Source organism: Aliiglaciecola sp. M165, assembly GCF_007197995.1.
Taxonomy (GTDB): domain Bacteria; phylum Pseudomonadota; class Gammaproteobacteria; order Enterobacterales; family Alteromonadaceae; genus Aliiglaciecola.
The window spans coordinates 386352-411566 of sequence record NZ_VKKH01000009.1 but is presented as its reverse complement, the minus strand read 5'-3'; the positions used below and the strand labels follow the sequence as shown (position 1 = coordinate 411566).

Sequence of the window (25215 nt, the reverse complement as noted above, 5' to 3'; positions counted from 1 at the left end):
TTCTCGCCTTGATAAGGGAATAAATCACGGCACTTACCTGTAAAAAACCAATATCAAAATTGCGATAGCTTCTATGTCATTGATAAAGCTTTAAAAACTAAGCTATTCCGACATTTCTTATCCAGAATTGGGGTTAATTAACCCCAATCCCGGGTAAGCACCGCCTGTAAGCACCGCTATTTATCCCCCTATCTTCGTTGTTCATTATGCGTTTAGAGCGACTAGACAACATAATTCTCGCCTTGATAAGGGAATAAATCACGGCACTTACCTGTAAAAAACCAATATCAAAATTACGATAGCTTCTATGTCATTGATAAAGCTCTAAAAACTAACCTATTCCGACATTTCTTATCCAGAATTGGGGTTAATTAGACAATAAATTTAACGTAAATAGTCTGTCCTTCTTGACTGCTTTTAACGTATTATTTGCCACGGTTAATCCATTTGATGGAGTTTTAATGAAATTATTTAGTTTCCTGTGCATTACGTTATTTTTGTCTGTCGCACAGGCTGAACAGCAAAAACCACGTAACATTATCATGTTTGTTGGCGATGGCATGGGACCGGCATATACCACTGCATATCGCAACTTCATTGATGATAAGTCGTCTGACGAAATTGCCGATACGGTCTTTGACAGATTGTTTGTGGGTATGGCCAGCACTTACCCTGCGCGGGTGAGTGGCTACATTACCGATTCCGCTGCAAGTGCTACAGCGTTGTCGACGGGTCATAAATCGTATAACGGTGCAATTGGCGTTGATGCAAATAAACAACCCTTATTGACTGTACTGCAATGGGCTAAAAGCCAAGGTATGCGAACTGGTGTGGCTGTGACTTCACAAATCAATCATGCCACCCCTGCTTCATTTGCAGCACATAACGAGTATCGTCGTAATTACGATGCCATTGCTGACGCTTTTTATGATCAGAAAGTCGGTGGTGAATTTGTATTAGATGTGATGTTCGGCGGTGGAACTGACTACTTTGTTCGTGATGATCGCAATATTGTTGAGCAGTTTAAACAAAGTGGTTATCAATACATTGACTCACTCAATCAATTGGGATCACTTAACGTCAATCAACCAACCATTGGCTTATTCGCTGAAAGTGGAATGCCTTGGGCGTTGGACACCCCCGAGAAACAGCGTTTGGTGCAAATGGTTAAAGCGGCTGTTGCACAACTTGAAAATGAAAATGAAAATGGCTATTTCTTGCTGGTGGAAGGCAGCCAGATTGATTGGGCAGGTCATGCTAATGATATTGCCTCTGCAATGGCGGAGATGCATGATTTTGCATTGGCGCTAGAGTGGTTAGAACAATACGTCGACGATACCCCAAATACCTTATTGGTGGGTACTGCCGATCACAGTACAGGTGGTTTGACGATAGCCGCGATAACAGAATATCGCTGGGATCCTGAACCTCTGAAGAATCTTAGCGCTTCTCTTCCAACTATTTCGAAGTTGATGTCAAAAAATGATAAGCCATTTGATGTGGCAGAGCAGAAGCTTGGGTTTACACTTAGCAAAGACGAAAAACATCTCATTTCGCAAGCCAAAATTGGTGACGACAAAGACATTTACCTGAAATTGAAACAAGTGATGGATTTACGAACCAATACAGGTTGGACAACGGATGGTCATACCGGCATAGACGTACAGGTTTTTGCTAAAGGCCTAGGTGCTGAGCAATTTGAAGGTCACATAGACAACACTGACATCCCCAAGGTTTTATTCAAATTGATGGGTAAAAACTAAAGCGTGATGAAAAGCTGATCCAAGGTGGGGTTTTAATAGCCAGTTAATTCAATAAACCCCACCCCCGTATGACTGCCTTTTATATTCACTGCGCCTTCATAATAGGAAAATCTCCCAATATTCATTTGATCGGGTTTGAACATTGAAACGCTCAAATTAATTTGATGATCAGGAATGGTTAACTGCCAATTTAAAGGCAGACTCTGACCCTCAATAGGCGTGAAACTTGTTGGTTTTGCGAAAATATCAGCGGCTGTTAGACTGGTTTTAATCCCTTGTGCCGAAATTAAACTCCCAAACCAAGAATCTGCTAGCGTGCGATGGCGAACGTTATATAGCATGAGCTTTTGTCCATCATCTAGATGCAATGAAAACCAATCCCACCCCAAGGTATTTTGGTCACTAAGCCGAGAGCTCCACTCGTGATCAAACCAGCCTTCCCCTGATACGTTGATTTCTTTGTCAGCCAGCGTGATAGTTCCTGCCAAGTTAATAAAAGGTTGGCTGTAATACATCGAGGCGTGGCTGTCATCGCTAAACTTTGCGCTGTAGCCTTTATCACCATGACTCACATAAGACATGTTTGTATTAAGTCGAAGTTTCGCTTTGACAAGATTGTCTACGGAAAAGCTAAGCGTTGCTGGAAACAAATCCTCTGTGTCTGATAGCCATAGCCAGTCATCGATAAAGGCGGAGAATTGTCCAGAAGGATTGAGTTTAACGCCTGCATTTCCTACTGCGCCTCGAGCAAAACGTTCTTCAAACCAGGTGTTTTGCGCATTACTGATTTTTCCGTGCCCCATGAATTGCTGACCATTACTCCAGCGGCTCTTTGGGCGAAAATCACTAAAACGAAACAGGGTCCATTGCAATGGGTATTGATTACCCGCTTGGTCAAATAAATTTGCCGTCAGGTACCACCATTCAACAGCAAAATTGTTGTGACTTAAATGGTCCTCAGGAAGAATAATAGGCGTACCACGGACAACTTGCTGGCCAGCATTCACGTCATCGAAAATGCCGCCGTACAAACCTGTCGCTGTCTCAGTCACTTTGTCGACTTGCAACCATTGATACACCCACACAAATACCGGTGACAGCAGCAAAGCGGCTAATACGATGATCAGTCGTTTAGGCATAACAAGTCCTCGATTGGCCGACGTTTGGCATTAATGGCTGCAGGGATCGCTGTTGTTGCCAATAAAACGGCCAAACTCATTACAAACACGATACTGAGTTTTAGCGGATCCACAATAAGTGGGTAGATCCAATAAAAAGCTTGCAAATTGACTACGTTGATTAGCAACCAACTTAAAAAGAATCCAAAGGGTGCAGCAATTACCATAATGAACATGCTCAATAAAGTCAGTTGTACCAAGCTCAGTTTAAATAGCGCCAAGCTTGAGACCCCCATGCTTCGCAGTAGTGCTCTTTGCGGACGATTGTCGATATCTATGACCAAGATCGACGTCGCCAATGAAAAACCGGCGACAAATAGCGTGATAAAGTTTAAACCATTGGTGATAACAAAGGTTTTGTCGAAGGTTTGCATGGATAATTTGAGCAAATCCTCAGTGATGATGATTTGTGTTTGTTCGAATGTTGTCGGGAAATCTGAAACTAGTGCAGAGATTGACGCTGACGAACCTGGCACTTTATTTAGTGACAGGATCTTTCTACCTTGCCTACTCTTCTCAAATGCATCTTCGGGCAACAAGACTTGAGGCTGTGTGTTCCCATAATCTAAATAGATCCCAGCGATAATATAGTTAACCTTATGTCCGCTGTGGCGTTCAATTTGGATCGACTGACCCAAGGAAAGATTATTGGCAAAGGCAAGTTGTTGGCTAATCAAAATCCCTTTACCTTGTGCGAATAATTGCCAAACTTGTTGACTTGCTTTGTCGAATTGCATCGCAAGTTGGTCTGCGGAATCTTGCGGATAAGATCGAATCTGTAGACTTTGTTGGTGAAATTTTCCTTGCTCCGCTTGACGAACATTAATGTCAATCTGTGGGTAGTTAGCATGCAGCCAACTGATAACGTCATCGGTTTGATTAGTGTATATATAAGCTTCTGCGTTGAGCCGCTGTGTGATCCAAGATTCAGTGGCAACTCTAAAGCTATTCACCATCAGGTTCATACCAATATTGGCGGCAACCGCTAAAAAGAATGCACAAAAGGCGATGCTACTTTTTCTGGATATTCTCAGCGCATCAGAATTACTCCATTTTAATAAAGGGTATTGTACCGGTGTAATGTTGGACACCCAATTAATCAGAATTGGCAGCAAATAGAGCAGGCTAAAGCAACCAGCAAATAATAAGCAAGCAAGCATGATAAAAGCACTAACCAAACCATCAGACAACCACAGCAGCAGCCCTGTCAATCCAAGACATACCAAACTGCCACCTAGCCAAAGATAATTGGAAGGCACGCTAGGTGAATCAGTTACAGCGATTGCCATACGCTGATTGAGTAATCTCAGCGGTAAGATTATCGCCACCAACCCACCAATTAAACATGCGGCCAACGCGTTCACAAATAGTTGTAATAACGAGATATTTGAATGTCCAACGTAAACCCCGTAGAGGCCTTGAAGTGTTTGATTAACCGCTGGCGACAACAAAGATGATAATTCCAGCCCCAACAAAGTGCCGAAAAAACTTGCAATGAGTGCGATACCAATAAGTTCTATTAAACAGGCATAAATTATTGTGAGGCGCGAGATCCCCAGTTGACGCAAGATTTTGAAATTGATGATCCGTTTCATCATCATCAAATGAAGTGCATTCATCATGACAAAAACACAGACAACAAACATGAGTAGCCCCATCGCCAGTAGATTGAGATGGAAGCTCTCGGTCAATTCTTCAGCGTTTATTCCTGTGTTTAGCTCTCTGACAAACAAATGTTCTGGCAAAGCATCCTCTTTAATTCTCATCTCCCCAATCACGAGTAAATAAGAAATGGTCGACAATGGAAAATCATCAAATACCGTCTCTATATCACCAATCAACTGATTCCCCATGCCAGTTCCAGCGTAGGGCGTAAGCGAAAAGCTAAATGGAAAAGAGCCGTCTTTGTCGATAATGAGTTCGTTGTTTTTTACAACACCTTCTCGCGTTAGCGTTGCGAGGTGGTCGGGGTGAATGAAGTATCTTGATGAGTTATTAAAGCTTAACTGTGAAATTTGTTGCGTGTCTGGTTCCGACAAGAGGCTGGTTAGACTCATCATTGCATACAGGTCTAGCCCAAGTACCTCAATTATTTGATCTGAACTGTGTTCCAATCTGTTTTGTGCAACAGCAACTAGATTGTTGGCGCCAGCCCGGCGCAATGCTGCATAGTCTTCAACGCTGATTTGTTCGCCATTTTTGGCGATAATTGCCCGGCCAACACCATTTAACAGTGGTTGGGATTGATTAGCGTAGCTTGTTTTAGCGGTTTCGTTTAGCACGTATACCGATGTTAAGCCTGCGCAAGCACACACTAAGGCCAAGGCCACTAAAAACACTCTAAATGGATACAACTTGTACCCTTTAAAAATGACCGTTAAGGTTTGCCAAATCGCGTCCAGTTTCATCCTGTGTCTCGCGATTGAGGGTGCAATTGACCGTCCCTTAGACAGTAATGCAGTTTTGCTGAGCTTGCGATAGGTTGGCTGTGAGTTACGAGTATCAATGTCGTTTGCAATGTTTCACATAGTTCAAAAAGCAGTTGCACCACATTTTCACTGTTTTTGTCGTCTAAATTTCCGGTAGGTTCGTCGGCCAATATAAGCTTAGGTTTATGTGCTAATGCTCTAGCAATGGCAACACGTTGTTGTTCACCACCTGAGAGTGTTTGTGGCAATTTATGCTTCAAATCCTCAATGCCTAATCTTTGAACGAGTGAATCGATGTAATCTTCGTCAAACCTTTTTGTTAAGCGCGCTGAAAAACACAAGTTGTCCCAAACTGACAGGCAATCAATTAAGTTGAATCGTTGAAAGACAAAGCCCAGATAGTGTTTGCGGTATTCATCTGCTTGTTTGGTCGATAACTCGGTTATTTTCAGATCGTCAACAATAATGGAACCGCTGTCGGGGGTATCTAATGCTGCCAGCAAATGCAATAAGGTCGATTTACCAGAGCCAGATGCGCCCGTGATAGAAATGGAAGATTGTTGTGGAAAAGACAGACTTAAATCTTTTATAACAGCGTGCTTAACATCACCGTCTTGAAAAGATTTACACACATTTTGCAGAGCTATCATCATTCGCCTTTCTTAGATCAAGGCTGAAGAGATCTAGAGTTCAGCCGTCCTCTAATAGGAAAGAAGAAAAATCTTCTCCCGTGAGCTTTTTCATTTGAACAAATATGTACGCCAATGCCGCGAACAGCATGATCATACTAGGCACCATAATGACCGGATAACTCAGCGCTGTCATTCTCCCAAGCTCTTCTGTGTAGGCAGTTGTGCCTGGCTCACTTACCAATATCACTTTGGCAAGAACATAGTTGAGCACCGAGGACAAGAAAAAGGATGCCGCGACAATATAAGAGCTAACGGTAACCTTTTGCGCGAATTTTGAAACATTGTCTTTTTGTTCAAGCGCAGCATTTAATGCAGGCCAGTTTATTACGTTTTCGTTTAGAATTAAGATCTTGACCAAAGAACGATTCGTGTACTGCGAAACCAATACAGCAATACCCAAGATCCCGGGGATAGCAGCCTCTTTAATCGCGATATATTCTGCCGGTAATTTTAATAAGGTTATTCCGCCAGTCAGAAAAACGCTGACGATGCCTAACACTGAAAATCCGTTTACTTTTCCAGACTTCTTTAGATCCCACAATCCAAATCCGATTGGAAAGGCCAATGCACAGACAACACTCCAAGCTGGGCCAAGAGAATCTTCACCACTTAAATTTGTCAGGATCAGCACCGGAATGACAATGTTAAACGCCAAATTGCCGAGGAAACCCCCATTTTGCTGGTTTCGTTTTGGCGCAGTCGCAGTTGTGTCTGAATTGCTATCGTTTGTCATGTTACTACTGTTTCTCGATGTGTCGTTAAAGTATATCTGAATTCAACGCTGACCACTATTTGTTGTGCTATTTTTGATTTCATTGTTTAACGAGGCTTAGCCCATAGTTTTGCAGCCACTAATCCGGCGACAAACCCAAATAAATGAGACTCCCAGGAAACAAAGCCTCGGGTGGGCAATACGCCAAAAATGAGTCCACCATAAAAAATACTAACCACCAATGCGATGACAATCAGTTTGATTTGCTTGGAAAGTATACCGCCCAGTAATAAAAATCCCAGGTATCCGTAAATTAATCCACTGGCCCCTACATGCATAGCTTCTCTAGCAAGTCCCCAAACTAACAGACCCGACATTACAACTATTAACAGGCTAACCGATATAAAGCGCGAAAATCCGTATTGTAAAACTAACAGAGAAAACACGCCTAAGGTGACGATGTTCGACGCAAAATGCATGACATTTCCGTGCAAAAACGGTGCAAACAAAATACCCCGTAAGCCGAAAATTTCTCGTGGGTAAATGCCAAAATTATTTAACCCTCTGGCGACAAATATATTGATCACCTCTACGCAGATAAACAGGAGCAAAAACCAAAACACCCATTTAAGTTGCAAGAAAAAGGTCCGTGTCATTTTTTCATTAACCTAAAATGATGTGCGGTAAGTAGCGCGACATGTCTTGTGTTATTAACGACGAATCTTCTCTTACCGAGATGCCCGCCGGTTTGTCGTTGACCAACCAGGAGCCAATCAAAGTATAGTTTTTGTCAAATTGAGGCAGCGGATGAAACGCTTGGTAAATAAATCCTTCTTCTCCGTAGGGCCCGTCTGCTGATTGGGCAATTTTGCCGTCCTGCAAAATGGAAACATTCGCCCCCTCTCGTGAAAAAATAGGTTTTTTGACCACCTTGGCGCTGTCACAGTGATGTTTTTCGTCTTCGAAGAATGCAGGCAGCAAATTTGGATGTCCTTTAAATGTTTTCCATAACATTGGCATCAGCGCCTTGTTAGACAACACGCTTTTCCAAAGTGGCTCAATCCAATTTGTTTCGGATTCTATAATGTACTCTCCAAACTCCTCACGCTGCATAAATTCCCAGGGGTATAGTTTGAATAGCGTATCGATTTGTAGGTCTTGATGATCGGTAAAACGGCCCGTTTCATCAATACCTATTTGTTCAATAAAAACAAATGGAACATCTAATCCAGCTTCTGCCGCACAGTCTTGTAAATATTGAACTGTGCCACGATCTTCAACGGTATCCTGGCAGCAAGCAAAGTGAAAAACGTCACTTTTATAAAATTGCGCGATCTGTGCAAACTGATTGATTAGCTTTTCTTGCAGTGAGTTAAATTGATCGGCGTTACGCGCTAATTGATTGCTATCTACTTTGTCTTGCAACCAAAGCCATTGCCAAAACCCCGATTCGTAAAGGCTGGTAGGGGTGTCAGCATTGTTTTCGTATAACTTTGCGTGTCCACTGCCATCATAAGCAAAATCTAGTCTTGAATATAATGACGGAGCGCGAATGTTCCAGGAATCCGCAATGGGTTGCCAAAATGTTTCTGGGATTTGGAAGCGAGCCATCAAGGCTTCATCTCGCACAACTTGCTCAACTACCTCAAGACACATTTGATGGATTTCTTCTGTCGGATCTTCCAGGTCCCGCTCAATTTGCTTCAGGGTGAACTGGTAGTAAGCCGATTCGTCCCAATAGGGCTCTCCATACATGGTATGAAAATGAAAACCAAACGATTGAGCTTTTTGTTGCCAGTTTGCTCTGGGCTGGCTAGGTAATCGAAACATATTATGCTCAAAAGGTCATTTTTTTCAGTGTGTTATCCGCCCCAGCCGCCTTTTGAGCCACTTCGACTGCCCCAGCTCGATTTAGCCCTAACAGAAGAGCCAAAGCCGCCACGCTTGATCGTGCGAGAAACCGTAGGCTTAGCTTTAAACGCATCAGGCCTGACTTTATAACGGCGTTTACGCAAATCCCCGTAATCGTAACCGTCTGCAGTTAACCATCGGTACCGATAGGAAGAGTAGGGTGAGTAAGACGTGAACATAGGTTGATAATAATAGCGACTAGGCGAGAGTAAATTGCCAATCATATATCCAGCCATAAGGGGCATGAAAAAAGAACCTGAGTTTTGTTGAACGGCGTAACATTGATTTGCACCAAAATCGCTTTCACAGTCGTTTCGGCCGTTATATTTCGGACCAGTACGTTGCGCTTCTTCAAGCGCCTGAGCATAGGCGGTTTCACAGGTTTGTGCGTGTTCAGGGTTGGCATTCGTACACTCGAGCGCATCCTTATAAATCACGGCATCCTGCCTGTCATCTGCACAAGCAGCTAAAAATACTGATGTCACACCTATGGCAAGTGGTTTAGGGACAAAATGCTTACGCATTCTGTTTAGGTTGATTTGAGCACTGCGTTTGCGTGTCATATATCCTCCTAATAGGTCATACAGGCTGCGTTTAGAACACCGACAGCTATTGACATTGACGCTAGCATGACACCCGCAGAAATTTCCTGATTATCAATACGCTCAGCAATTTTGGGCATAAAAGTAAAACGTAAAAGCAAAAATGCTAGGATTTGTGCAACCAAGGCAACCACACCCCAAACACCAAAATCAATCAGTGAAGCCGAGTTCGATGCAGCGCCACCCAAGGCAATACTAAAACCTAAAATTGCTCCACCAAAACCGATGGCGGCGGCCGTGTTGTGATCATCCTTAACTAATTTCCATTCGTCATGGGGTGTCACTGCTGCATACGCGAGCTTAAAAATAAACAGTAAGACGATTGAAATGCCGAAGTAAATGGCAAAATCTCCCAGCCCCGCTATTGAATCCAGTATTGCATCCATTTTTTTTTCCTCGTGATTTATTTTTGCTTAACCATTAATTCGGATATCTGAGGGCAATACATCGAAGCCCGTACTCACCACTAGACAGCGGTCGTAGTTATTGTTGACTATTTTTTCTTCTGCACTAACTAGCAGCGTTTCTGCAGAATCATTGTCTATGGCTCGTTCATAGAGCATGACAAATTGATCGGTTTCACTGATATCCCCATCTAGCTCGTAGGTTTTTTCCGTCATTGCTACCGGTGGCGATTCTTCACCTACAGCGTCCCAGACTCTATCAAAATCTTGGCCATTAAGTTGGTATTTTGGTTGGGAAACCCTGTTACTCATGACGTTTTGCCACTGACTATCAGACCCTATGGTTTTGGTCTCATAAAAATACCAGAGTTTCACATCTGTAATATGATTTTCTGTGTCACCACCATCTAAGATCACCTGTAAAAACGCATCATCGTCGGTATAGAAGCGCAAAATTTTTCCACCGGTATCGAGGTGCGCTTCTCCTACTGCCTGAATTAAATGTTGCCTCGCTGCACCTTCAATGGTCAATGACGGTTCAATTAGTTTGAGTTTCAAATCATCCAACTCAAAAGAACCACCCAAATATAAGCCCATTATTTCTGGTGCTTTGGGTTTTTCCGATATCTTTTTTTTACCAAAGAGTTTTGAAAACATGACATTGACTCCTGCTAGGCACTCGTTGCCGATAATGCCTGCCAATCGAATTGTTTGATCCGTTGCTGTGCAATATAAAATAGCTTGTATCCAGGCTTTAGCGGTTCATCAAGCTGTGGATTGAGATTGACCGTTGCTGGTCGTTCCGGCGGTAAAAACCCAATAAAGGTAGCGTCGTATTTTCGTTTGAGCGCTAAAAATACATCTTCAACACGCAATGATGGAAGCTCTTTGGGAACTTCTATTGAAAACTGGGCTTGGCCATCTTGCACGGTTAATAAATCGTATTGAAGCAGACTGGAACCGGGATCAAACGCAGATTTTGCCAACATTTCAACCGCTAAACTTGGTGTGCATTCAACGTTCGGGCAGTGGGTTTGCAATAGCTCAACCAAACTTTCGTCTTTGAAGTAAGCAATTAAATGTCCATCTTGATTGCGTTTGCTGCAATACAAAGCTGTAGTCATAGTGACATCATCTTCTTCATTGTCCATGACAATGACCGACGCCTGAGCAACGCAGGCCCTGTCCATTTCAGCATTACTATTGAAAGAACTCACCTTAACGAATTCGATTTTATCCGGCATAGGGTTGTCTATGTCCGCTTTTGCGCACAAAACAATGTCAGGTTGGTAGTCGGTTTCGGCACGTTCTTTGAGCAGTAAATTCAGTAACTGAATCGTGCGTTGACCATTCCAACCAATAACTAATACGTGGTTTTCTGTAGATAGAGGTTTCAAACCTTTGACTCCTTTTTGCCATTGCATTGACACCCAGGTTGCAATCCGTCCCAACACCATTGCAAAGATACTAAGCCCCAGTGGAATGACGTAGAACGAAACTATGTATTTACCAAGTTCGGTGCTTGGAGATAAGTCACCATAGCCGACTGTTGAGCCGGTAACGACTAGCCAGTAGACAAAGTTGCCGCTGTCGAGTAAGTCATGTTCACCTGCAAGATTTAACAGGCCCCAACTGGTAAAGCCATAAAACAAAAGCGCCAGTACAATACTGTACCAGCGCATTTCTGAGAATACTCGTGAGAAAACCTTGCGTACTCTGTTCAGCACATACATAGAGTTTAGGTATTCCTTATTGTCCTAGGATCCGCTTCAATTCGTCATCGGCAGAACTTTTACCACCGTGTATGCCAGCCTCGGCCAAGCGCTTTTCCAAATCATCTGACGACTCATTAGTGGCTAACTCTTCTGCAGCTTCCAATTCGGCATTTCTAAGTTTCTGTTTTTCTTGAATACGACTAAGGGATTCGGTAGCCGTTTTCATCTTACTATTGGCACCCATGTGGCGAGAAGACACTGCCACTTGCGCCTTTTGCACGGATTCGGTTGCTTTGACCATGTCAACTTGTTGTTCAAGTCGTTTTAGGTTGGCTTTGGCTTGCGAAATGTTTCCAGCGAGCTGCTTTTCAGATTGAGTAAATTGATCCAAATAGGCTTGCTCACCCTCTAACTCCACAGTTAAATCAGACACTTTCTGTGCGCAGTCAAGCGCCAATTGACGATCTGTGTCGACTGCTTTTCGTGCATGCTCTTCATATTGTGCAATCGATGTTTTTAAACTGTCGACTTTCTGCTGTGCGAGTTTGCACTTTGCCAAAATTTGCGTGCGCGCATGATCAGACTTGCGTAATTCTTCTTTCGCTTCACGAATTTCTTGTTCAAGAATACGGATTGCTTGGCTATCTACCACGTTTTGTGCAGCTTCCGTCGCACCGCCTTTTACTGCAGTGACTAATTTTCTCCAAACTGACATAAAATTCTCCTAATTAATCCATTCGATTAACGTAAATGATCTTGGTAGGCATCTAAAAACGCCGCCACATTATGAAATAGCGTTGCTACTTCTATCATCACACTCTCCGCTTTAGACTGAGAACTCAGTGCGCCAAACGCGACATAATATTCTTCGTCAGCGACCGTTGAAATCCCTACTGTCGTAAGCGGGAAGAGCATGTGTGTCTTGAGTATTTCCTCATTTAGTGCGTTTTTGTCTTTTACTTCCGAAGTAGAAAACAATAACGATTCCACAATAATTTGCTCACCACTTATGGCTAGCCATGCATCGAGTCCGTCTGCATTAGCGATCATTAAACAGTTTTCTTCGCGAGTGACCACAAGGTCGTCATTCTCAGTAAAAAGGGTCTCAAGTTGATTAAGGTCCCAAGTCATGCCTACTCTCCTGTCAGTGTTATGACCATAGTATGTTACCTTTGTATACGAAAAAACATGATCAGTAATCAAATCAATTGTAAGTTTTTTTGCAACGGTGCAGATAATAGTCAAGATAGGATAGGATTGTCAATTTTTATTTTTACCAATTGATTAAAATGCGTCACTAATGTAAATTATAAGTCACAAAAAGATTGTAGGTGTAGGTTGCCAATGTCAAGTAATAATAGCAGCGCCAATTGGCGCCAGGTCGTCCAACGTATTATCAAGGCTGAAATGTCAAAGCGGGGAGTTAAGTACCAAGACTTGAGTGAGCGCCTCGCCAAAGTAGACGTCAATCAAAGTGCAGATAATCTGCGCAACAAAGTGAATAAAGGGATATTAGGCGCCGATTTACTTTTACAAATCATGGTTGTGCTTAATATGCGTAAAATAGACAGAGACGAAATTGTCGAAATATTTGCTGATATGGGTGTCAGTTTGGATAATGAGTGAATTTTTCTCCAGAAAAAAAGTAAAAAAAAGCCCGACAGGGGATGTCGGGCATAAATTCGTTTGGGAGAAACGTCGAAAAAATTAAGTGTTTATAATTTAGCCTATCTGCACTTTAACTCAAGCATTTGAGGGTATGCTCAACGCACAAAAGGTATTTTTTATAATACCTAAAATGCCTGGATTTATTTAGTAAACCTGCTAGGAACACAATGAAAGTATCTGATTTCCACTTCGATTTACCTGACGAGTTAATTGCTCGATACCCAACTGAACAACGCTCCGCAAGCAGATTGCTATGTCTCGACGGCAAGTCTGGAGAAGTTAATCACTCCCATTTTACCGCTTTTGTCGAACACGTTGATGCGGGTGATTTACTTATTTTTAATAATACGCGAGTTATCCCCGCTCGATTATTAGGGCAAAAGGCAACGGGCGGAAAAGTTGAAGTGCTTGTAGAACGAATTATTGATGAGCAAACCCTTCTGGCTCACGTAAAAGCGAGCAAATCACCAAAACCCGGTACCGTACTCAAATTGGAAAGTTACATTGAGCTTGAAATGGTTCAACGACGGGATCAATTATTCGAATTACGTGTTCTCAATGACCAACCTATCCTGGCGCTACTTGAAGCGTACGGGCACATGCCATTGCCACCATACATAGATCGTCCTGATGAAGATTCTGACAAAGAACGGTATCAGACCGTTTATTCGGAAAAACCCGGTGCAGTCGCAGCACCTACAGCAGGGCTACATTTTGACGATGAAATTTTAGCTGCACTTAAGGCAAAGGGTGTCAACATGGAGTTTGTGACCTTGCATGTCGGCGCGGGTACCTTTCAACCGGTTCGAGTCGACAATATTGAAGAACACCATATGCACTCGGAATATGCCGAGGTTCCACAAACTGTCGTTGATGCGATAAACCAGACTAAAGCCAGTGGAAAGCGTGTCATCGCCGTTGGCACAACTTCAGTACGTTCATTAGAGTCTATGGCAGCAGCTACGGTGAAAAAAGGGAAGCCTATGGCGCCATTTTTTGAAGACACCGAAATTTTCATTTATCCCGGCTACCAATTTGAAGTTGTCGACGCGATGTTGACCAATTTTCATTTACCTGAATCAACACTAATTATGCTAATCAGTGCGTTTGCGGGTCGAGATAATGTAATGAACGCGTATCAGCAAGCAATTGAGAAAGAGTATCGATTTTTTAGTTATGGCGATGCCATGTTGATAGAAAAAGCCTAAAAATTCCTTCAATAACAAAGTTTGTGCTGAATATCGTCGATTGGCGATTTCAGCCAAGCACAGTTTCCTTTATAATCCCCGCTGTTTTGTGCACTGGACTGTTTTCCGGTATGCAGGAATCGAGAAGGTAAAAAATGAAATTTGAATTAGAAACTACCGACGGCAATGCTCGGCGGGGAAGGTTGGTGTTTGAACGTGGTGTTGTTGAGACGCCTGCGTTTATGCCGGTAGGAACCTACGGCACCGTAAAGGGCATGACGCCAGAAGAGTTAAAAGATACCGGTGCTCACATATGTTTGGGAAATACCTTCCATCTTATGTTGCGTCCTGGCACAGAAATTATGAAGCAACACGGTGATTTGCATGACTTTATGCATTGGGACAAACCTATTCTCACCGACAGCGGTGGTTTCCAGGTATTTAGCCTAGGCGACTTACGCAAAATCACTGAAGAGGGCGTGACGTTTCGTTCGCCAATAAACGGTGAAAAAATATTATTGACCCCTGAAAAATCCATGGAAGTGCAAAAAGATTTGGGCTCTGACATCGTGATGATTTTTGACGAATGTACGCCTTACCCAGCGACTGAGGCTGAAGCTCGTCGTTCTATGGAGTTATCTTTGCGCTGGGCGAAACGTAGCAAAGATTCGCATCAGGGTAACCCTTCGGCCCTATTTGGGATCATTCAAGGTGGTATGTATGAGGGTCTTAGAGACCTATCATTAAAAGGACTCGAAGACATTGGATTTGACGGTTATGCCATCGGTGGATTGTCGGTTGGAGAGCCCAAAGAAGACATGATAAGAGTGTTAGATCACACCGCACACAAGATCCCACAAGACAAACCCAGATATTTGATGGGTGTCGGACGACCAGAAGACATTGTTGAAGCCGTACGTCGAGGCATTGACATGTTTGATTGCGTGATGCCAACTAGAAATGCGAGAAACGGGCATCTATTCGTTACCGATGGAGTGATCAAGATCCGCAATGCTAAGCATAAGACGGATACTGGTCCACTTGATGAAAAATGTGATTGTTACACTTGTAAAAACTATTCACGGTCATATCTACATCATTTAGATAAGTGCAATGAGATACTCGGCGCCAGATTGAACACGATTCACAACCTGAGATATTACCAGCGCGTGATGCAAGGTTTACGTGACGCGATAGCCGAACATAAACTGGATGATTTCGTTGCACAATTTTATGCTGACAAAAATATGCCCGTACCGGCATTAGAACAACAAAAATAAGAGGAATTTATGAGTTTATTTATTTCCAATGCTTACGCACAACAAGCAGGTGGCGGGCAAGGCGGTGGCTTTGAAATGCTAATTTTATTGGGTGTATTTGGCCTGATTTTTTATTTTATGCTTTATCGCCCTCAAGCAAAACGCGTAAAAGAGCATAAAGCGCTTATTTCCTCCATCGGTAAAGGGGATGAAATTTTGACCCAAGGCGGTATGGTCGGAAAAGTGACAAAAGTAAATGAAGAGAAAGATTTTATTGAGGTTGCACTGAACGACAACACTAATATTGTCTTACAAAAAAGTGCGATTTCAGTAGTGTTACCAAAGGGTACAATGAAATCAATCTAATTTGAAAAGCGGGAAAACATCGGTTTTCCCGTTTTGCGTTTGTAGTGAAGGAAAGCTAAGTGTTAAATCAAACTCCCCTGTGGAAGTACATAATGGTGTTAATGGTCGTTGCCGTTTGCACGCTTTATGCTTCCCCGAACCTTTATGGTGAGGATTACGCAGTTCAAATTTCAGCAGCTAAAGATTCCACTGTTGATTTGAACCTGGTTGATCGTGTCAACGCTCAACTAGAAAAAGCGGGTATAGAAACTAAGGCCGTTGCCTTAGAGAACGAACAAATTCTTATCCGACTAAATGACGATTCGTCACAAAGATTGGCCAGAGAAGCGTTGGAAAGCGCCTTGGGTCGAGATTATATTGTGGCAATGAATCTTGCCCCAGATACGCCAGAATGGTTGGACAATCTAGGCGGCACACCCATGAAGCTTGGCTTGGATTTGCGCGGTGGTGTGCACTTCTTGATGGAAGTGGACATGCAATCGGTAATGACTAAGTCGCTAAAGGACATGGAAGGTGATTTTAAAACGTCTTTGCGTGAAGAGAGAATACGCTATCGACGGGTTTCCATTGTTAATGACGTAGTTCAGATTCAGTTTCGCGACCAAGAAACCCTTGAAAAAGCAGAATTTTTCCTCAAGAACCGCAACGCCGATATCACTATAGTGGAACAAGGAGAGTTGACCTTAGTTGCGAGTATGTCGGAGACCAAATTAGCCGAGATTCGTGATTATGCGGTCAAACAAAACATTACTATCATGCGCAACCGGGTTAACCAACTTGGTGTGGCTGAGCCTTTAATACAGCGTCAAGGTGCGGATCGTATCGTGGTGCAATTACCAGGTATCCAAGACACTGCGCGCGCTAAAGAAATTCTCAACGCCACCGCGACCCTTGAATTCAGAATGGTCGATCTTGATCATGATGTACGCGACGCTGTTAATGGACGGGTTCCACCGGGCTCCGAATTGATCAACGATCAACAAGGGGTACCTCAGTTGCTTAAGCAAGACATCATGCTTGAAGGTAGCCATATTATCGATGCAAATAGTGGTGTAGATGAATACGGCATGCCGAAAGTTTCAATTTCATTGGACTCAGCGGGTGGCAGCAAAATGTCCTTGGGTACTAAAGGAAATATTGGTAAACCCATGGCAACGGTATTTATTGAATACCAAGCCACCAATGAAAAAAATGCCGATGGCAAAATAATATTTGTTCCAGAACGGGAAGTGGTGAGCGTAGCAACTATTCGCGCTCAGTTAGGTAGCCGTTTTGAAATTACTGGATTAGATTCGCCTAAAGAAGCGCGCGATTTAGCCTTGTTGCTTCGCGCTGGCGCATTGATCGCGCCGATTACCATTGTCGAAGAAAGAACAGTTGGGCCAAGCTTGGGTCAAGAAAACATTGATTTGGGAATGCAAGCTATCATTTGGGGCTTTGTGTTGGTGCTTGCTTTTATGTTGGTTTACTACAAAGCATTTGGTGTTGTTGCCAACGTCGCTCTGACTGCCAACCTGGTTATGATTGTCGGCGTGATGTCTATGATTCCAGGAGCAACCCTAACCTTACCGGGTATGGCAGGTATAGTGCTAACCGTTGGTATGGCGGTTGATGCGAACGTACTCATTTTTGAAAGGATCCGAGAAGAGCTGCGCGACAGCAGAAGTCCTCAGCAGGCGATTCATCATGGTTACGATAGCGCTTTCTCGACAATATTGGATGCCAACATCACGACCTTTATCGCTGCATTAATACTTTTTGCAGTGGGAACTGGCCCTATCAAAGGCTTTTCTATCACGCTGATGATAGGTATTGTGACCTCGATGTTCACGGCCATTATTTTAACCCGCACTATTGTCAATGGTGTTTGGGGCGGCAAACGCCTCGAGAAATTGTGGATTTAGGAGCGGGCAATGCAAATACTTAAATTAAAAGAAAATGTGAACTTCATGTCATTGCGGATACCTGCAATGATACTTTCTGGCCTGCTTATCATTGGTTCTTTGGTTAGTTTATCTATTAATCAACTGAACTGGGGATTGGATTTCACTGGTGGAACCCTGATTGAAGTCGGTTATGATCAACCGGCTAAATTGGACGAAATTCGTGTCAATCTGGAAAGTGCCGGTTTTGGTGATGCAGTTGTGCAAAACTTTGGCAGCAGTGAAGATGTTTTAATCAGACTGGCGCCTCGTGAAGGCGTTAAAGCCGAAGAAGTTGGCGATGAGGTGCTAAAGACTCTTCGAGCTACAGGCGATAACGTTGATATGCGCCGCATTGAGTTTGTTGGTCCAAACGTAGGTGAAGAGCTGACAGAGCAAGGTGGTTTGGCAATGCTAACTGCGCTTATCTGTATTCTGATTTACGTTGCAATGCGTTTTGAATGGCGTTTTGCCTTGGGCTCTGTTACCGCGTTGGCTCACGACGTAATTATTACTTTAGGCTTATTCTCGGTGTTGCAATTAGAGTTTGATTTGACGGTCTTGGCGGCAGTGTTAGCGGTTATTGGTTATTCGCTCAATGATACTATTGTTGTTTCAGACCGCATCCGTGAAAACTTCCGCAAAATCAGAAAAGGTGAGCCAGTAGAAATTATTAATATCTCGCTTACCCAAACTTTGAATCGAACGATCATTACGTCTTTGACGACCATTTTGGTATTGCTGGCGTTGTTTTTTAAAGGTGGTGCACTGATCCACGGTTTCGCTACAGCCCTGTTATTTGGTGTAGTAATTGGTACTTATTCTTCCATTTACGTGGCCAGTTTAGTTGCATTGATGTTAGGCATCAGCAAAGAAGACCTAATGCCGACTGTTGTTGAAAAAGAAGGCGCGGATTTAGATCCCATGCCATAAAAACAGAAGACTGAAACGCAAAGGTCGAATTTATTCGACCTTTTTTTATGGTTATTTTTCAAGATGCTAGGTGTGTATGGCGATATTTCCAGCCTTAGGGGGAGTAAAAAAATACCCTATAATTCAATTGGTTATAACAACTTTTAGTTTAAAATGTTCAAAATTTGTTCTAATCTAGGGGGAGATTAATCGAATAAGTAACATTTGTGGAAATAACAACAGCGACAGGCTTCTTGGCATCGCTACTACTCATCAATTGCACAATTGCATTTTGGCTTTTACGCCTTGTTCCAATTGAAAACAATCGTTTTCAACGAAATTCACTGCGTTATTTTAGCGCTTACTTTTTATATAGTGTCATTGGCCATTTAGGTTATGCTGCGCGACCTTTCGTTCCCTTGGAATTGTCTGTAGCGATTACAAACGGGTTCATTTTAGTGTCGGTCTACTGCATTGTATTTGCGTTACTCTGGCGTTATAAACAAGAAATTAATTTTAATACTCCACTGGTGCTTTTTCACATTGGGCTCTTCACCGGTGCGCAAACAACTCTTAGTTTTCTCTATCCAGAATACGATATATTGCGCTTGGCCCTTATCTACATAAATGTCACAGCGGTTTTACTTTATGCCCTGAGTTTATTTAGCCGTTTTCGTAAAAAAAACTCGCAAACTGGGCGGTTACTTAGTATTGCAACACTAGTCGCGGCACTAAATGTATTGAGTATTCCTATTTCGTATTTAGCGACGTCTAGCTCAGTCATGTTTTTGAATATAATGCTTGTTAGTCAAAACGCTATCACCTTTTTGATGTTTGCAGCTATCATGTTCACGCTCTTCAACGACTCACTGCTTACCTTAAAAAGTAGTTCTAGCATCGATCCAGTTAGTGGTGTTTACAATCAAAAATATTTCATAGAGCAAGCCAACAAATTTCTCAGTGCAGCAGAACGTCATCAATTTCCAATCAGCATCATCTTGTGCGATATCGAGAATTTTTTAACGATAAAAAAGCAGGGTGGTCAGCAAGCGAGCGACGAATTGATAAAGCGGGTCGCGGAAGTTTTGAAACATGAAATGCGACAAGAAGATTTTATCGCCAGATTCTCCAGTGAAGTCTTTGTGTTGTTGTTGCCACAGACAAGAGAAAATGGCGCAGAGCTCATAGCAGAGCGCATTGAATTGGAAATTTCAAATTTACCGATAGACACAATCGATTGTTCCGAACCCATTGTTGTAAAAACCGGTGTCACAAGTATTACCCAATTTACCGACATTCAATCCAGTATCACTGAAGTACAAAATAAACTGTTTGCGAGCAGAAGCAATTAGTCGAACCCTGAATGTCTTGCGATACAAGGCCTTACCAAGTCAGCAAATCTTCCAATATTTGCCTGTTTACTCAATGAAAACAATGACCAACTACTACACAATTCGTAGATAAAGGTGTAGGTTAATACTTTGACAAGAAGTAACTTTGATTATGAAAACAATGCTTACGCCAACCATCTCAGGGGCTAAGTCATTGAAAAAGTGTGGTGCAATATGAAAACGCTTATTTATATAACGATGCTCGGCATGTACTGTTTGTTGACGAATAGCGCGTTGAGCCAAATCGTCTCTGAAAATCAACTAAGGGATAAAATATCTTACTGGAACGAGTCGAAGTCTGACATTGTTAAATTGCAATCTGTTGACCAGATCCAGAACGTACTGGACAAACTTGACGATGCTGACAGAGCGGTTCTCAGCCATTTGTGGTTAACTAAACTCTCTGAGCTAGAACAAGTTAACGCAGGGCAAAAGCACTGGTTGGACAATATGCTGAAAAGTGATCTCACCTTATCTGGGTACTTGGACGATCACCCAGAGAAGCTTTTAGACCTGATTACAATTTCTCGCTCTGCCAAGTCAACTATTCGTCTACTAAATGTAAAACACTTGGCTACAGTGTTGTCCCAGCAGTGGCAACAAGATGCGGTTGAATGGACTAACTGGTTAGAGCCGCAGACTTCCAATTATGCAGCGCTCATCCATTGGTTAAAAACGACGTCGCCAGAACAAGCAAAAAGGATTTCAGCGCAATGGCTCAATGCTGATTTGTTACCTAGTTTACCTGACAATCATGCGCTCACAGTGTTGCTAACTAAAAATTATTCTTTGGAATTAGTTGGGTATTTAGTACAAAGGCGCGCTGATGAATTTACCTATCAGTATTATCAACAATTACCTCAAACATCTGATTCGTTTAGTGCAATTGCCCAACTCGATTTAGCCTTGGGTAATTCTGACCTAGCTTCTCAAGCAATACTTGCCCTTGCGACTCATTATTCTCACGAACTAAGCGCACAAACCTTGATTAAAAACGCATTGCACAAGCCTTCAACGCAATGGTTCGCTATCACTGCATTGGAAAAAGTCAAAGACGAAGAGTTTAGAACTGCATTGCTAAAACGCTATGATAGCGACGCTTCAAGTTTGGCAAAAGCAGCTAAGAAGCAACTTAAAAAAGGAGAATCCCTATGACTCGATTTTCCTTACAAATATTGTGTTGGGGATTGGCTGCATTTTCAATTTCACTGAGTGCTGTCACCTTTACCTACACGAATACTGAAACAGGACCGAACAACATTCCTCTTGGCTTAGTAGTTCCTATTCCAGTGGATTCACTGACCCCGATCCCTGGCTTTCGTACCTATAACAGTCTAAATCTGAGACATGTGCAAATGACGGACGCCTCTGAATTGTTTACACAAATACAAATTGGTCAAACCGTCAATGGAAGAGCGATTTTTGCTTACAGTATAGGTGATGCTGACACAGTGACTATCAATGGAGATAGGGAAGGCTCAGCACTAATTAATGGTGGAATTCACGCCCGAGAATGGCAGACGCCTGAAGCGGTAACAGGATACATGGAGTATTTGTTTGATAATCAAGGCGATCAGCATCTTGCTCAATTTCTCTTGGAAAATATGCATTTTGTGGTTATTCCCGTATTGAATATTGATGGCTTTTTACAAACCCAACGTTTTCCAAACCTGGTCACTGACACCTCTTCTACGCCACGAGATGGACGTATGCGGCGCAAAAATATGCGCGATGTAGATGAGGACATTGATACCCTCGGCGACAATTTAAACGGTATCGATTTGAATCGGAACAATGCTCCCTATTGGGCAACCAGCAATAGTAGTTCAAATGACGTTTCAAGCTTGGTGTATCATGGTGCCAGTCCAGCGTCGGAGCCTGAAACCCAGGCGTTACAACAAGGTGCAACGGTTGCAGGAGAAGACCGGTTGCGCTTTTACATTGATACCCACTCTTTTACGCAAAAATATTTTGCTTCTTATACAAACAATAGCAGGCGTAACTCTGTTAATGATCGAATCGCTCTTATCATGCGTGCGGCCAACAATTTTAAGTATGAATACGATCCGACGCCAGCGAATGTTGGTATCGGTTTGACGGACGAATATTTCGCCAACACTTATCAGGCGATTTCCTACACGTTAGAGACCGAACCTGCACAATCTAATGCTGAATATGGTGGCACGGGTGTTTCCCACAGCGGATTTGTTTTGCCAAATGCTGAAGTGCCGCGTATGCGCACAGAAACGACTAATGCGACCATGGCTGGTTTGTATGCCATGACCTATCCTCCATCATTAACAGGGCTAGAGATTGTTCGCACTCGGGACCAAGTTAGTGTATTTGTCGGACAATTTGTCAAACAAGGTGAAGAGCGAGTTCTTAACGTTTCGAGTACTGAGCCTTTGCAAGGCGAAGAGCAATATCAACTGTTTGTGCGATTCAACAAACCTATGCGACAACTTGAAAACGGAGAAGTGGTTGGATTCTCTAATTTGTCCAATCCCATAGGTATTTCACTTGAATTAACAGGGACCATTGATGCGCAAGAGATTGTCTACGACATGGATACCTCGCAAGGAGAGTGGCTGGTGGATAACGAGTTTAGCCGTTATAAAACCGATACATTCTCGCAACCCTTTAGTCTGCCCAGTAATTTCGATTGGAGTGCACACACCTTGCTATCCTTATCCGCGACTGCAAAAGATTTCACGGGTCAAAATCTGGATGCAGATACATCTACCATTGCAGATTGGCAAAATGGCAGTTGGTCTGATTACGAAGACAGCAATGGAAACAGTAACAATGATCAGGGAGGTACAAATAAGGCGTTTAGACTCATTGATGATGGTAGTGATTTGTTCGCACCATCAGCACCTCCTCCGACGCCTACGCCGACTCCTGCACCGACACCGTCTCCGACACCTAGTTCATCTTCAGGAGGTGGGGCCTTACCAATGGGCATGTTGATGCTGTTGATAGTGATAGCACGGCGACGATTATCTGCAATTGGGCACAAAAAAGGGAGATAACCATCTCCCTTCAATGAAAAAACAGGCTAGAGGCTACTTTAGATGTTTAACCAATGACTGCACTACCCGGGGGTTTCCAGCGACTATTTCACCTTTATAAAGCGGGTCATTGCCACCCGTGTAGTCCGTTACCAAACCGCCTGATTCTCTGACCAATAGCTCGCCTGCAGCAATATCCCATGGTTGCACTCCTCGCTCCCAGTAACCATCATAGCGGCCCGCCGCTACATAAGCTAAATCTAACGCAGCAGAACCACAACGACGGACATCACCGCATTGTTTGAAAATGTTAGTAAATCGCGAAATAGACTCGTCGCTTTGCGCTTTATCTTTGAAAGGAAATGCGGTTGCGAGAGTGGTATTAGTTAAGTCTTTGGCTTTTCCTGTACGTATTCTAAAGCCGTTTAACTGGGCGCCTGCACCTTTGCTGGCGGTAAAAAGTTCACCACGAATCGGGTCAAAAACCACTGCCTGGTCAATGCGACCTTTGTGCATAAGCGCGATAGAAACAGCAAAGTGTGGGATGCCTTTAATGAAATTGGTCGTACCATCGAGTGGGTCAATGATCCATTGGAAATCTTTATCTCCTTCTACCAGGCCACCTTCTTCGCCAACGAAGCTGTGATCAGGAAAGGATTGCTGAATTTTGGAAATAATGGTTTGTTCAGCTTCCTTGTCTACTTTAGTGACGAAGTCGTTCTCGCCTTTTTTCTCAGTCAACAAGTCACTGCGATTTTCAAATCCACGTGTAATGACGTTTCCGGCCGAGCGCGCAGCGCGCACAGCTATATTCAGCATAGGATGCATAAGATTCCACCAATTTTAAAAGAACGTTGCCGCGCAATGCCAATGCATTGCACAAAATTTCGCCGCGCAGTCTACCAGTTTTCCCGAAGGATGCAATATTTAAGTCGTATCTAGTCTCAATGTACAGCTTATAAAATTGATGAACTAAGTCTAATATGGGCTGTATTATTTATACACTGATACAGATAAAATGCTGCAAAGTAATTGGTACATGATTAACCTGACTAAACACTTAGCCGAAAGAAAAGGGAAGTTTTTCCATGCAAAACATTATCATTATATTGCTATGCTTGTTCACCATGGGGTGCAGCAGTACAGGGCTGAAAGTTGACTTGGACAGCGATAAATCTCAGGTGCTCGAAATATTTTCTGCAGCGGACAACCAAACCGCTCAAGGGCTAGTGACTTACCTAGAGAATGTTGATGAAAATATCGTTTTAATGCCTCACAATCACCCCGCAGTTATTGGTAAGTCAGCATACGAGCAGCACATCATCCAGAATTGGCAGGGTGGTACGACCATAATTAAACATGAATTAATAGAAATGACCTCTTTCAAAGACGTAGTGATTGCAAGAGGGCGCGCTATAGGCACATTTCGACCCAATGATTCACAAGATGTCTTTGCTTTTGAAACGAAAAATATGTTTGTTTTTAAACGAGATGCTCGAGGAAACTTAAAAGTGTGGCAGATAATCTTTAATATGCAGCCCTAATAGGCTAATTAACCCCAATCCAGAATAAATGGTTGTGCTTACAACTACTGTTTATCTATGATTTGGGTAATTATAATTATCGCTCAATAAAATGGGCCACTTTGTCACTTATCTGCCAGCTTTCGCCGTTGTGAATGAGGTTCAAATAGTCAACGTACCCTTTTTTGCCATTCTCTCCCCACGTAAACTCAACGGTAGCATTAGCCGCTTTATTGGTTCTTTTCATATCGGTAATTTGTATTTTTGCATTCCATTGATTGCCTGTGTCGACTAACTTTGCGAAAGCGTCACGGGTATAGTCATTAAATTTACCTTCTTCATCATAGTACTGAATCGAAGCCGACTCAGAAAACGCAGCGAGTACGTGTTTACCCGATCCGGTTTTGACGCCAGTGATGTATGAATTCACGGCTTCTTCCGGGGTAGCAAAAGAATTTGCCAGTACAAGATTGGAAATAAGGAAACATAAAGTGGCTAAGACAGTTTTTAAAACAATAAAACGAGACATGGTGGACCCTCAGTGATGAATGCAAATTTAAACAAATCCTA

At 42.9% G+C, this 25215-nt stretch carries 25 protein-coding genes; 11 read left to right on the top strand and 14 right to left on the bottom strand.

Features of this window, described 5'->3' with window-relative positions; genetic code table 11:
• Positions 1–461: 461 nt before the first annotated feature.
• Positions 462–1763 (top strand): alkaline phosphatase, encoded by a 1302-nt coding sequence (locus tag FM019_RS19440; protein WP_143837737.1) that lies wholly within the window; start codon positions 462–464, stop codon positions 1761–1763.
• A 32-nt stretch (positions 1764–1795) separates the two neighbouring features.
• Here the strand turns inward: FM019_RS19440 and FM019_RS19435 are convergent, their stop codons facing one another.
• From FM019_RS19435 to FM019_RS19380, 12 genes are all read right to left on the bottom strand, one after another.
• Positions 1796–2902 carry a lipocalin-like domain-containing protein gene (locus tag FM019_RS19435; protein WP_143837736.1) on the bottom strand — a complete coding sequence of 369 codons (1107 nt, stop codon included), beginning with the start codon at positions 2900–2902 and terminating at the stop codon, positions 1796–1798.
• Positions 2887–5349 (bottom strand): ABC transporter permease, encoded by a 2463-nt coding sequence (locus FM019_RS19430; protein WP_143837735.1) that lies wholly within the window; start codon positions 5347–5349, stop codon positions 2887–2889. Before FM019_RS19430 ends, FM019_RS19435 begins: the two co-directional genes overlap by 16 nt.
• Positions 5346–6023: an ABC transporter ATP-binding protein gene (locus FM019_RS19425; protein ID WP_260681679.1), complete on the bottom strand. Its 678-nt coding sequence runs from the start codon at positions 6021–6023 to the stop codon at positions 5346–5348. Before FM019_RS19425 ends, FM019_RS19430 begins: the two co-directional genes overlap by 4 nt.
• Before the next feature lie 37 nt (positions 6024–6060).
• On the bottom strand, positions 6061–6795 hold the full coding sequence (locus FM019_RS19420) for a VC0807 family protein (protein ID WP_143837734.1): 735 nt from the start codon (positions 6793–6795) through the stop codon (positions 6061–6063).
• 86 nt (positions 6796–6881) lie between these two features.
• Complete coding sequence (locus tag FM019_RS19415) at positions 6882–7430, bottom strand: rhomboid family intramembrane serine protease (protein ID WP_143837733.1); 549 nt, start codon at positions 7428–7430, stop codon at positions 6882–6884.
• 7 nt (positions 7431–7437) lie between these two features.
• Positions 7438–8604 (bottom strand): glutathionylspermidine synthase family protein, encoded by a 1167-nt coding sequence (locus FM019_RS19410; protein ID WP_143837732.1) that lies wholly within the window; start codon positions 8602–8604, stop codon positions 7438–7440.
• 32 nt (positions 8605–8636) lie between these two features.
• Positions 8637–9248, bottom strand: coding sequence for a DUF1190 family protein (locus tag FM019_RS19405; RefSeq protein ID WP_143837731.1), 612 nt, complete (start codon positions 9246–9248; stop codon positions 8637–8639).
• Positions 9249–9256: 8 nt separating this feature from the next.
• Positions 9257–9673: a DUF350 domain-containing protein gene (locus FM019_RS19400; protein ID WP_143837730.1), complete on the bottom strand. Its 417-nt coding sequence runs from the start codon at positions 9671–9673 to the stop codon at positions 9257–9259.
• A gap of 27 nt (positions 9674–9700) precedes the next feature.
• On the bottom strand, positions 9701–10348 hold the full coding sequence (locus FM019_RS19395; protein WP_143837729.1) for a YjfK family protein: 648 nt from the start codon (positions 10346–10348) through the stop codon (positions 9701–9703).
• A gap of 14 nt (positions 10349–10362) precedes the next feature.
• Positions 10363–11424 carry a potassium channel protein gene (locus FM019_RS19390; RefSeq protein ID WP_143837728.1) on the bottom strand — a complete coding sequence of 354 codons (1062 nt, stop codon included), beginning with the start codon at positions 11422–11424 and terminating at the stop codon, positions 10363–10365.
• 16 nt (positions 11425–11440) lie between these two features.
• A complete protein-coding gene (locus FM019_RS19385; protein WP_143837727.1) occupies positions 11441–12121 on the bottom strand; it encodes a PspA/IM30 family protein in 681 nt (226 codons plus the stop codon).
• 26 nt (positions 12122–12147) lie between these two features.
• Positions 12148–12537, bottom strand: coding sequence for a YjfI family protein (locus FM019_RS19380; RefSeq protein WP_143837726.1), 390 nt, complete (start codon positions 12535–12537; stop codon positions 12148–12150).
• Positions 12538–12750: 213 nt separating this feature from the next.
• Between FM019_RS19380 and FM019_RS19375 the strand changes: the two genes are divergently transcribed.
• The 9 genes from FM019_RS19375 to FM019_RS19335 all read left to right on the top strand — a co-directional run bounded on the left by FM019_RS19375 (position 12751) and on the right by FM019_RS19335 (position 23143).
• Positions 12751–13032, top strand: coding sequence for a DUF6471 domain-containing protein (locus tag FM019_RS19375; RefSeq protein ID WP_143837725.1), 282 nt, complete (start codon positions 12751–12753; stop codon positions 13030–13032).
• A gap of 209 nt (positions 13033–13241) precedes the next feature.
• Positions 13242–14282, top strand: coding sequence for a tRNA preQ1(34) S-adenosylmethionine ribosyltransferase-isomerase QueA (gene queA / locus FM019_RS19370; protein WP_143837724.1), 1041 nt, complete (start codon positions 13242–13244; stop codon positions 14280–14282).
• 134 nt (positions 14283–14416) lie between these two features.
• Complete coding sequence (gene tgt / locus FM019_RS19365; protein WP_143837723.1) at positions 14417–15541, top strand: tRNA guanosine(34) transglycosylase Tgt; 1125 nt, start codon at positions 14417–14419, stop codon at positions 15539–15541.
• Between the two features lie 9 nt (positions 15542–15550).
• Complete coding sequence (gene yajC / locus FM019_RS19360; protein WP_143837722.1) at positions 15551–15886, top strand: preprotein translocase subunit YajC; 336 nt, start codon at positions 15551–15553, stop codon at positions 15884–15886.
• Between the two features lie 59 nt (positions 15887–15945).
• Positions 15946–17790, top strand: coding sequence for a protein translocase subunit SecD (gene secD / locus FM019_RS19355; RefSeq protein ID WP_143837721.1), 1845 nt, complete (start codon positions 15946–15948; stop codon positions 17788–17790).
• Positions 17791–17799: 9 nt separating this feature from the next.
• A complete protein-coding gene (gene secF, locus FM019_RS19350) occupies positions 17800–18741 on the top strand; it encodes a protein translocase subunit SecF (protein WP_143837720.1) in 942 nt (313 codons plus the stop codon).
• Positions 18742–18947: 206 nt separating this feature from the next.
• Positions 18948–20072: a GGDEF domain-containing protein gene (locus FM019_RS19345; protein ID WP_143837719.1), complete on the top strand. Its 1125-nt coding sequence runs from the start codon at positions 18948–18950 to the stop codon at positions 20070–20072.
• Between the two features lie 213 nt (positions 20073–20285).
• On the top strand, positions 20286–21266 hold the full coding sequence (locus FM019_RS19340; RefSeq protein ID WP_143837718.1) for a hypothetical protein: 981 nt from the start codon (positions 20286–20288) through the stop codon (positions 21264–21266).
• The gene (locus FM019_RS19335) at positions 21263–23143 is read left to right on the top strand and encodes a M14 family metallopeptidase (protein WP_143837717.1); all 1881 of its coding nucleotides are present in this window, start codon (positions 21263–21265) and stop codon (positions 23141–23143) included. Before FM019_RS19340 ends, FM019_RS19335 begins: the two co-directional genes overlap by 4 nt.
• A gap of 33 nt (positions 23144–23176) precedes the next feature.
• Here FM019_RS19335 and suhB read toward each other — a convergent pair whose 3' ends face one another.
• Positions 23177–23950, bottom strand: a complete 774-nt coding sequence (gene suhB, locus FM019_RS19330; protein ID WP_143837716.1) for an inositol-1-monophosphatase — start codon at positions 23948–23950, stop codon at positions 23177–23179.
• A 260-nt stretch (positions 23951–24210) separates the two neighbouring features.
• On the opposite strand from suhB, the gene FM019_RS19325 reads away from it, so the two are divergent.
• Positions 24211–24666 carry a hypothetical protein gene (locus tag FM019_RS19325; RefSeq protein ID WP_143837715.1) on the top strand — a complete coding sequence of 152 codons (456 nt, stop codon included), beginning with the start codon at positions 24211–24213 and terminating at the stop codon, positions 24664–24666.
• Positions 24667–24742: 76 nt separating this feature from the next.
• Here the strand turns inward: FM019_RS19325 and FM019_RS19320 are convergent, their stop codons facing one another.
• Positions 24743–25174, bottom strand: a complete 432-nt coding sequence (locus FM019_RS19320) for a nuclear transport factor 2 family protein (protein WP_143837714.1) — start codon at positions 25172–25174, stop codon at positions 24743–24745.
• Positions 25175–25215 lie beyond the last annotated feature (41 nt).

Coding starts and splice junctions, on each gene's coding strand:
- FM019_RS19395 (WP_143837729.1), bottom strand. CDS start 10,348: ATGTTTTCAAAACTCTTTGGTAAAAAAAAGATATCGGAAAAACCCAAA.
- FM019_RS19385 (WP_143837727.1), bottom strand. CDS start 12,121: ATGTCAGTTTGGAGAAAATTAGTCACTGCAGTAAAAGGCGGTGCGACG.
- tgt (WP_143837723.1), top strand. CDS start 14,417: ATGAAATTTGAATTAGAAACTACCGACGGCAATGCTCGGCGGGGAAGG.
- FM019_RS19375 (WP_143837725.1), top strand. CDS start 12,751: ATGTCAAGTAATAATAGCAGCGCCAATTGGCGCCAGGTCGTCCAACGT.
- FM019_RS19430 (WP_143837735.1), bottom strand. CDS start 5,349: ATGAAACTGGACGCGATTTGGCAAACCTTAACGGTCATTTTTAAAGGG.
- queA (WP_143837724.1), top strand. CDS start 13,242: ATGAAAGTATCTGATTTCCACTTCGATTTACCTGACGAGTTAATTGCT.
- FM019_RS19390 (WP_143837728.1), bottom strand. CDS start 11,424: ATGTATGTGCTGAACAGAGTACGCAAGGTTTTCTCACGAGTATTCTCA.
- suhB (WP_143837716.1), bottom strand. CDS start 23,950: ATGCATCCTATGCTGAATATAGCTGTGCGCGCTGCGCGCTCGGCCGGA.
- FM019_RS19420 (WP_143837734.1), bottom strand. CDS start 6,795: ATGACAAACGATAGCAATTCAGACACAACTGCGACTGCGCCAAAACGA.
- yajC (WP_143837722.1), top strand. CDS start 15,551: ATGAGTTTATTTATTTCCAATGCTTACGCACAACAAGCAGGTGGCGGG.
- FM019_RS19410 (WP_143837732.1), bottom strand. CDS start 8,604: ATGTTTCGATTACCTAGCCAGCCCAGAGCAAACTGGCAACAAAAAGCT.
- FM019_RS19405 (WP_143837731.1), bottom strand. CDS start 9,248: ATGACACGCAAACGCAGTGCTCAAATCAACCTAAACAGAATGCGTAAG.
- FM019_RS19415 (WP_143837733.1), bottom strand. CDS start 7,430: ATGACACGGACCTTTTTCTTGCAACTTAAATGGGTGTTTTGGTTTTTG.
- FM019_RS19380 (WP_143837726.1), bottom strand. CDS start 12,537: ATGACTTGGGACCTTAATCAACTTGAGACCCTTTTTACTGAGAATGAC.
- FM019_RS19320 (WP_143837714.1), bottom strand. CDS start 25,174: ATGTCTCGTTTTATTGTTTTAAAAACTGTCTTAGCCACTTTATGTTTC.
- FM019_RS19440 (WP_143837737.1), top strand. CDS start 462: ATGAAATTATTTAGTTTCCTGTGCATTACGTTATTTTTGTCTGTCGCA.
- secF (WP_143837720.1), top strand. CDS start 17,800: ATGCAAATACTTAAATTAAAAGAAAATGTGAACTTCATGTCATTGCGG.
- FM019_RS19425 (WP_260681679.1), bottom strand. CDS start 6,023: ATGATGATAGCTCTGCAAAATGTGTGTAAATCTTTTCAAGACGGTGAT.
- FM019_RS19325 (WP_143837715.1), top strand. CDS start 24,211: ATGCAAAACATTATCATTATATTGCTATGCTTGTTCACCATGGGGTGC.
- FM019_RS19435 (WP_143837736.1), bottom strand. CDS start 2,902: ATGCCTAAACGACTGATCATCGTATTAGCCGCTTTGCTGCTGTCACCG.
- FM019_RS19400 (WP_143837730.1), bottom strand. CDS start 9,673: ATGGATGCAATACTGGATTCAATAGCGGGGCTGGGAGATTTTGCCATT.
- FM019_RS19335 (WP_143837717.1), top strand. CDS start 21,263: ATGACTCGATTTTCCTTACAAATATTGTGTTGGGGATTGGCTGCATTT.
- FM019_RS19340 (WP_143837718.1), top strand. CDS start 20,286: ATGAAAACGCTTATTTATATAACGATGCTCGGCATGTACTGTTTGTTG.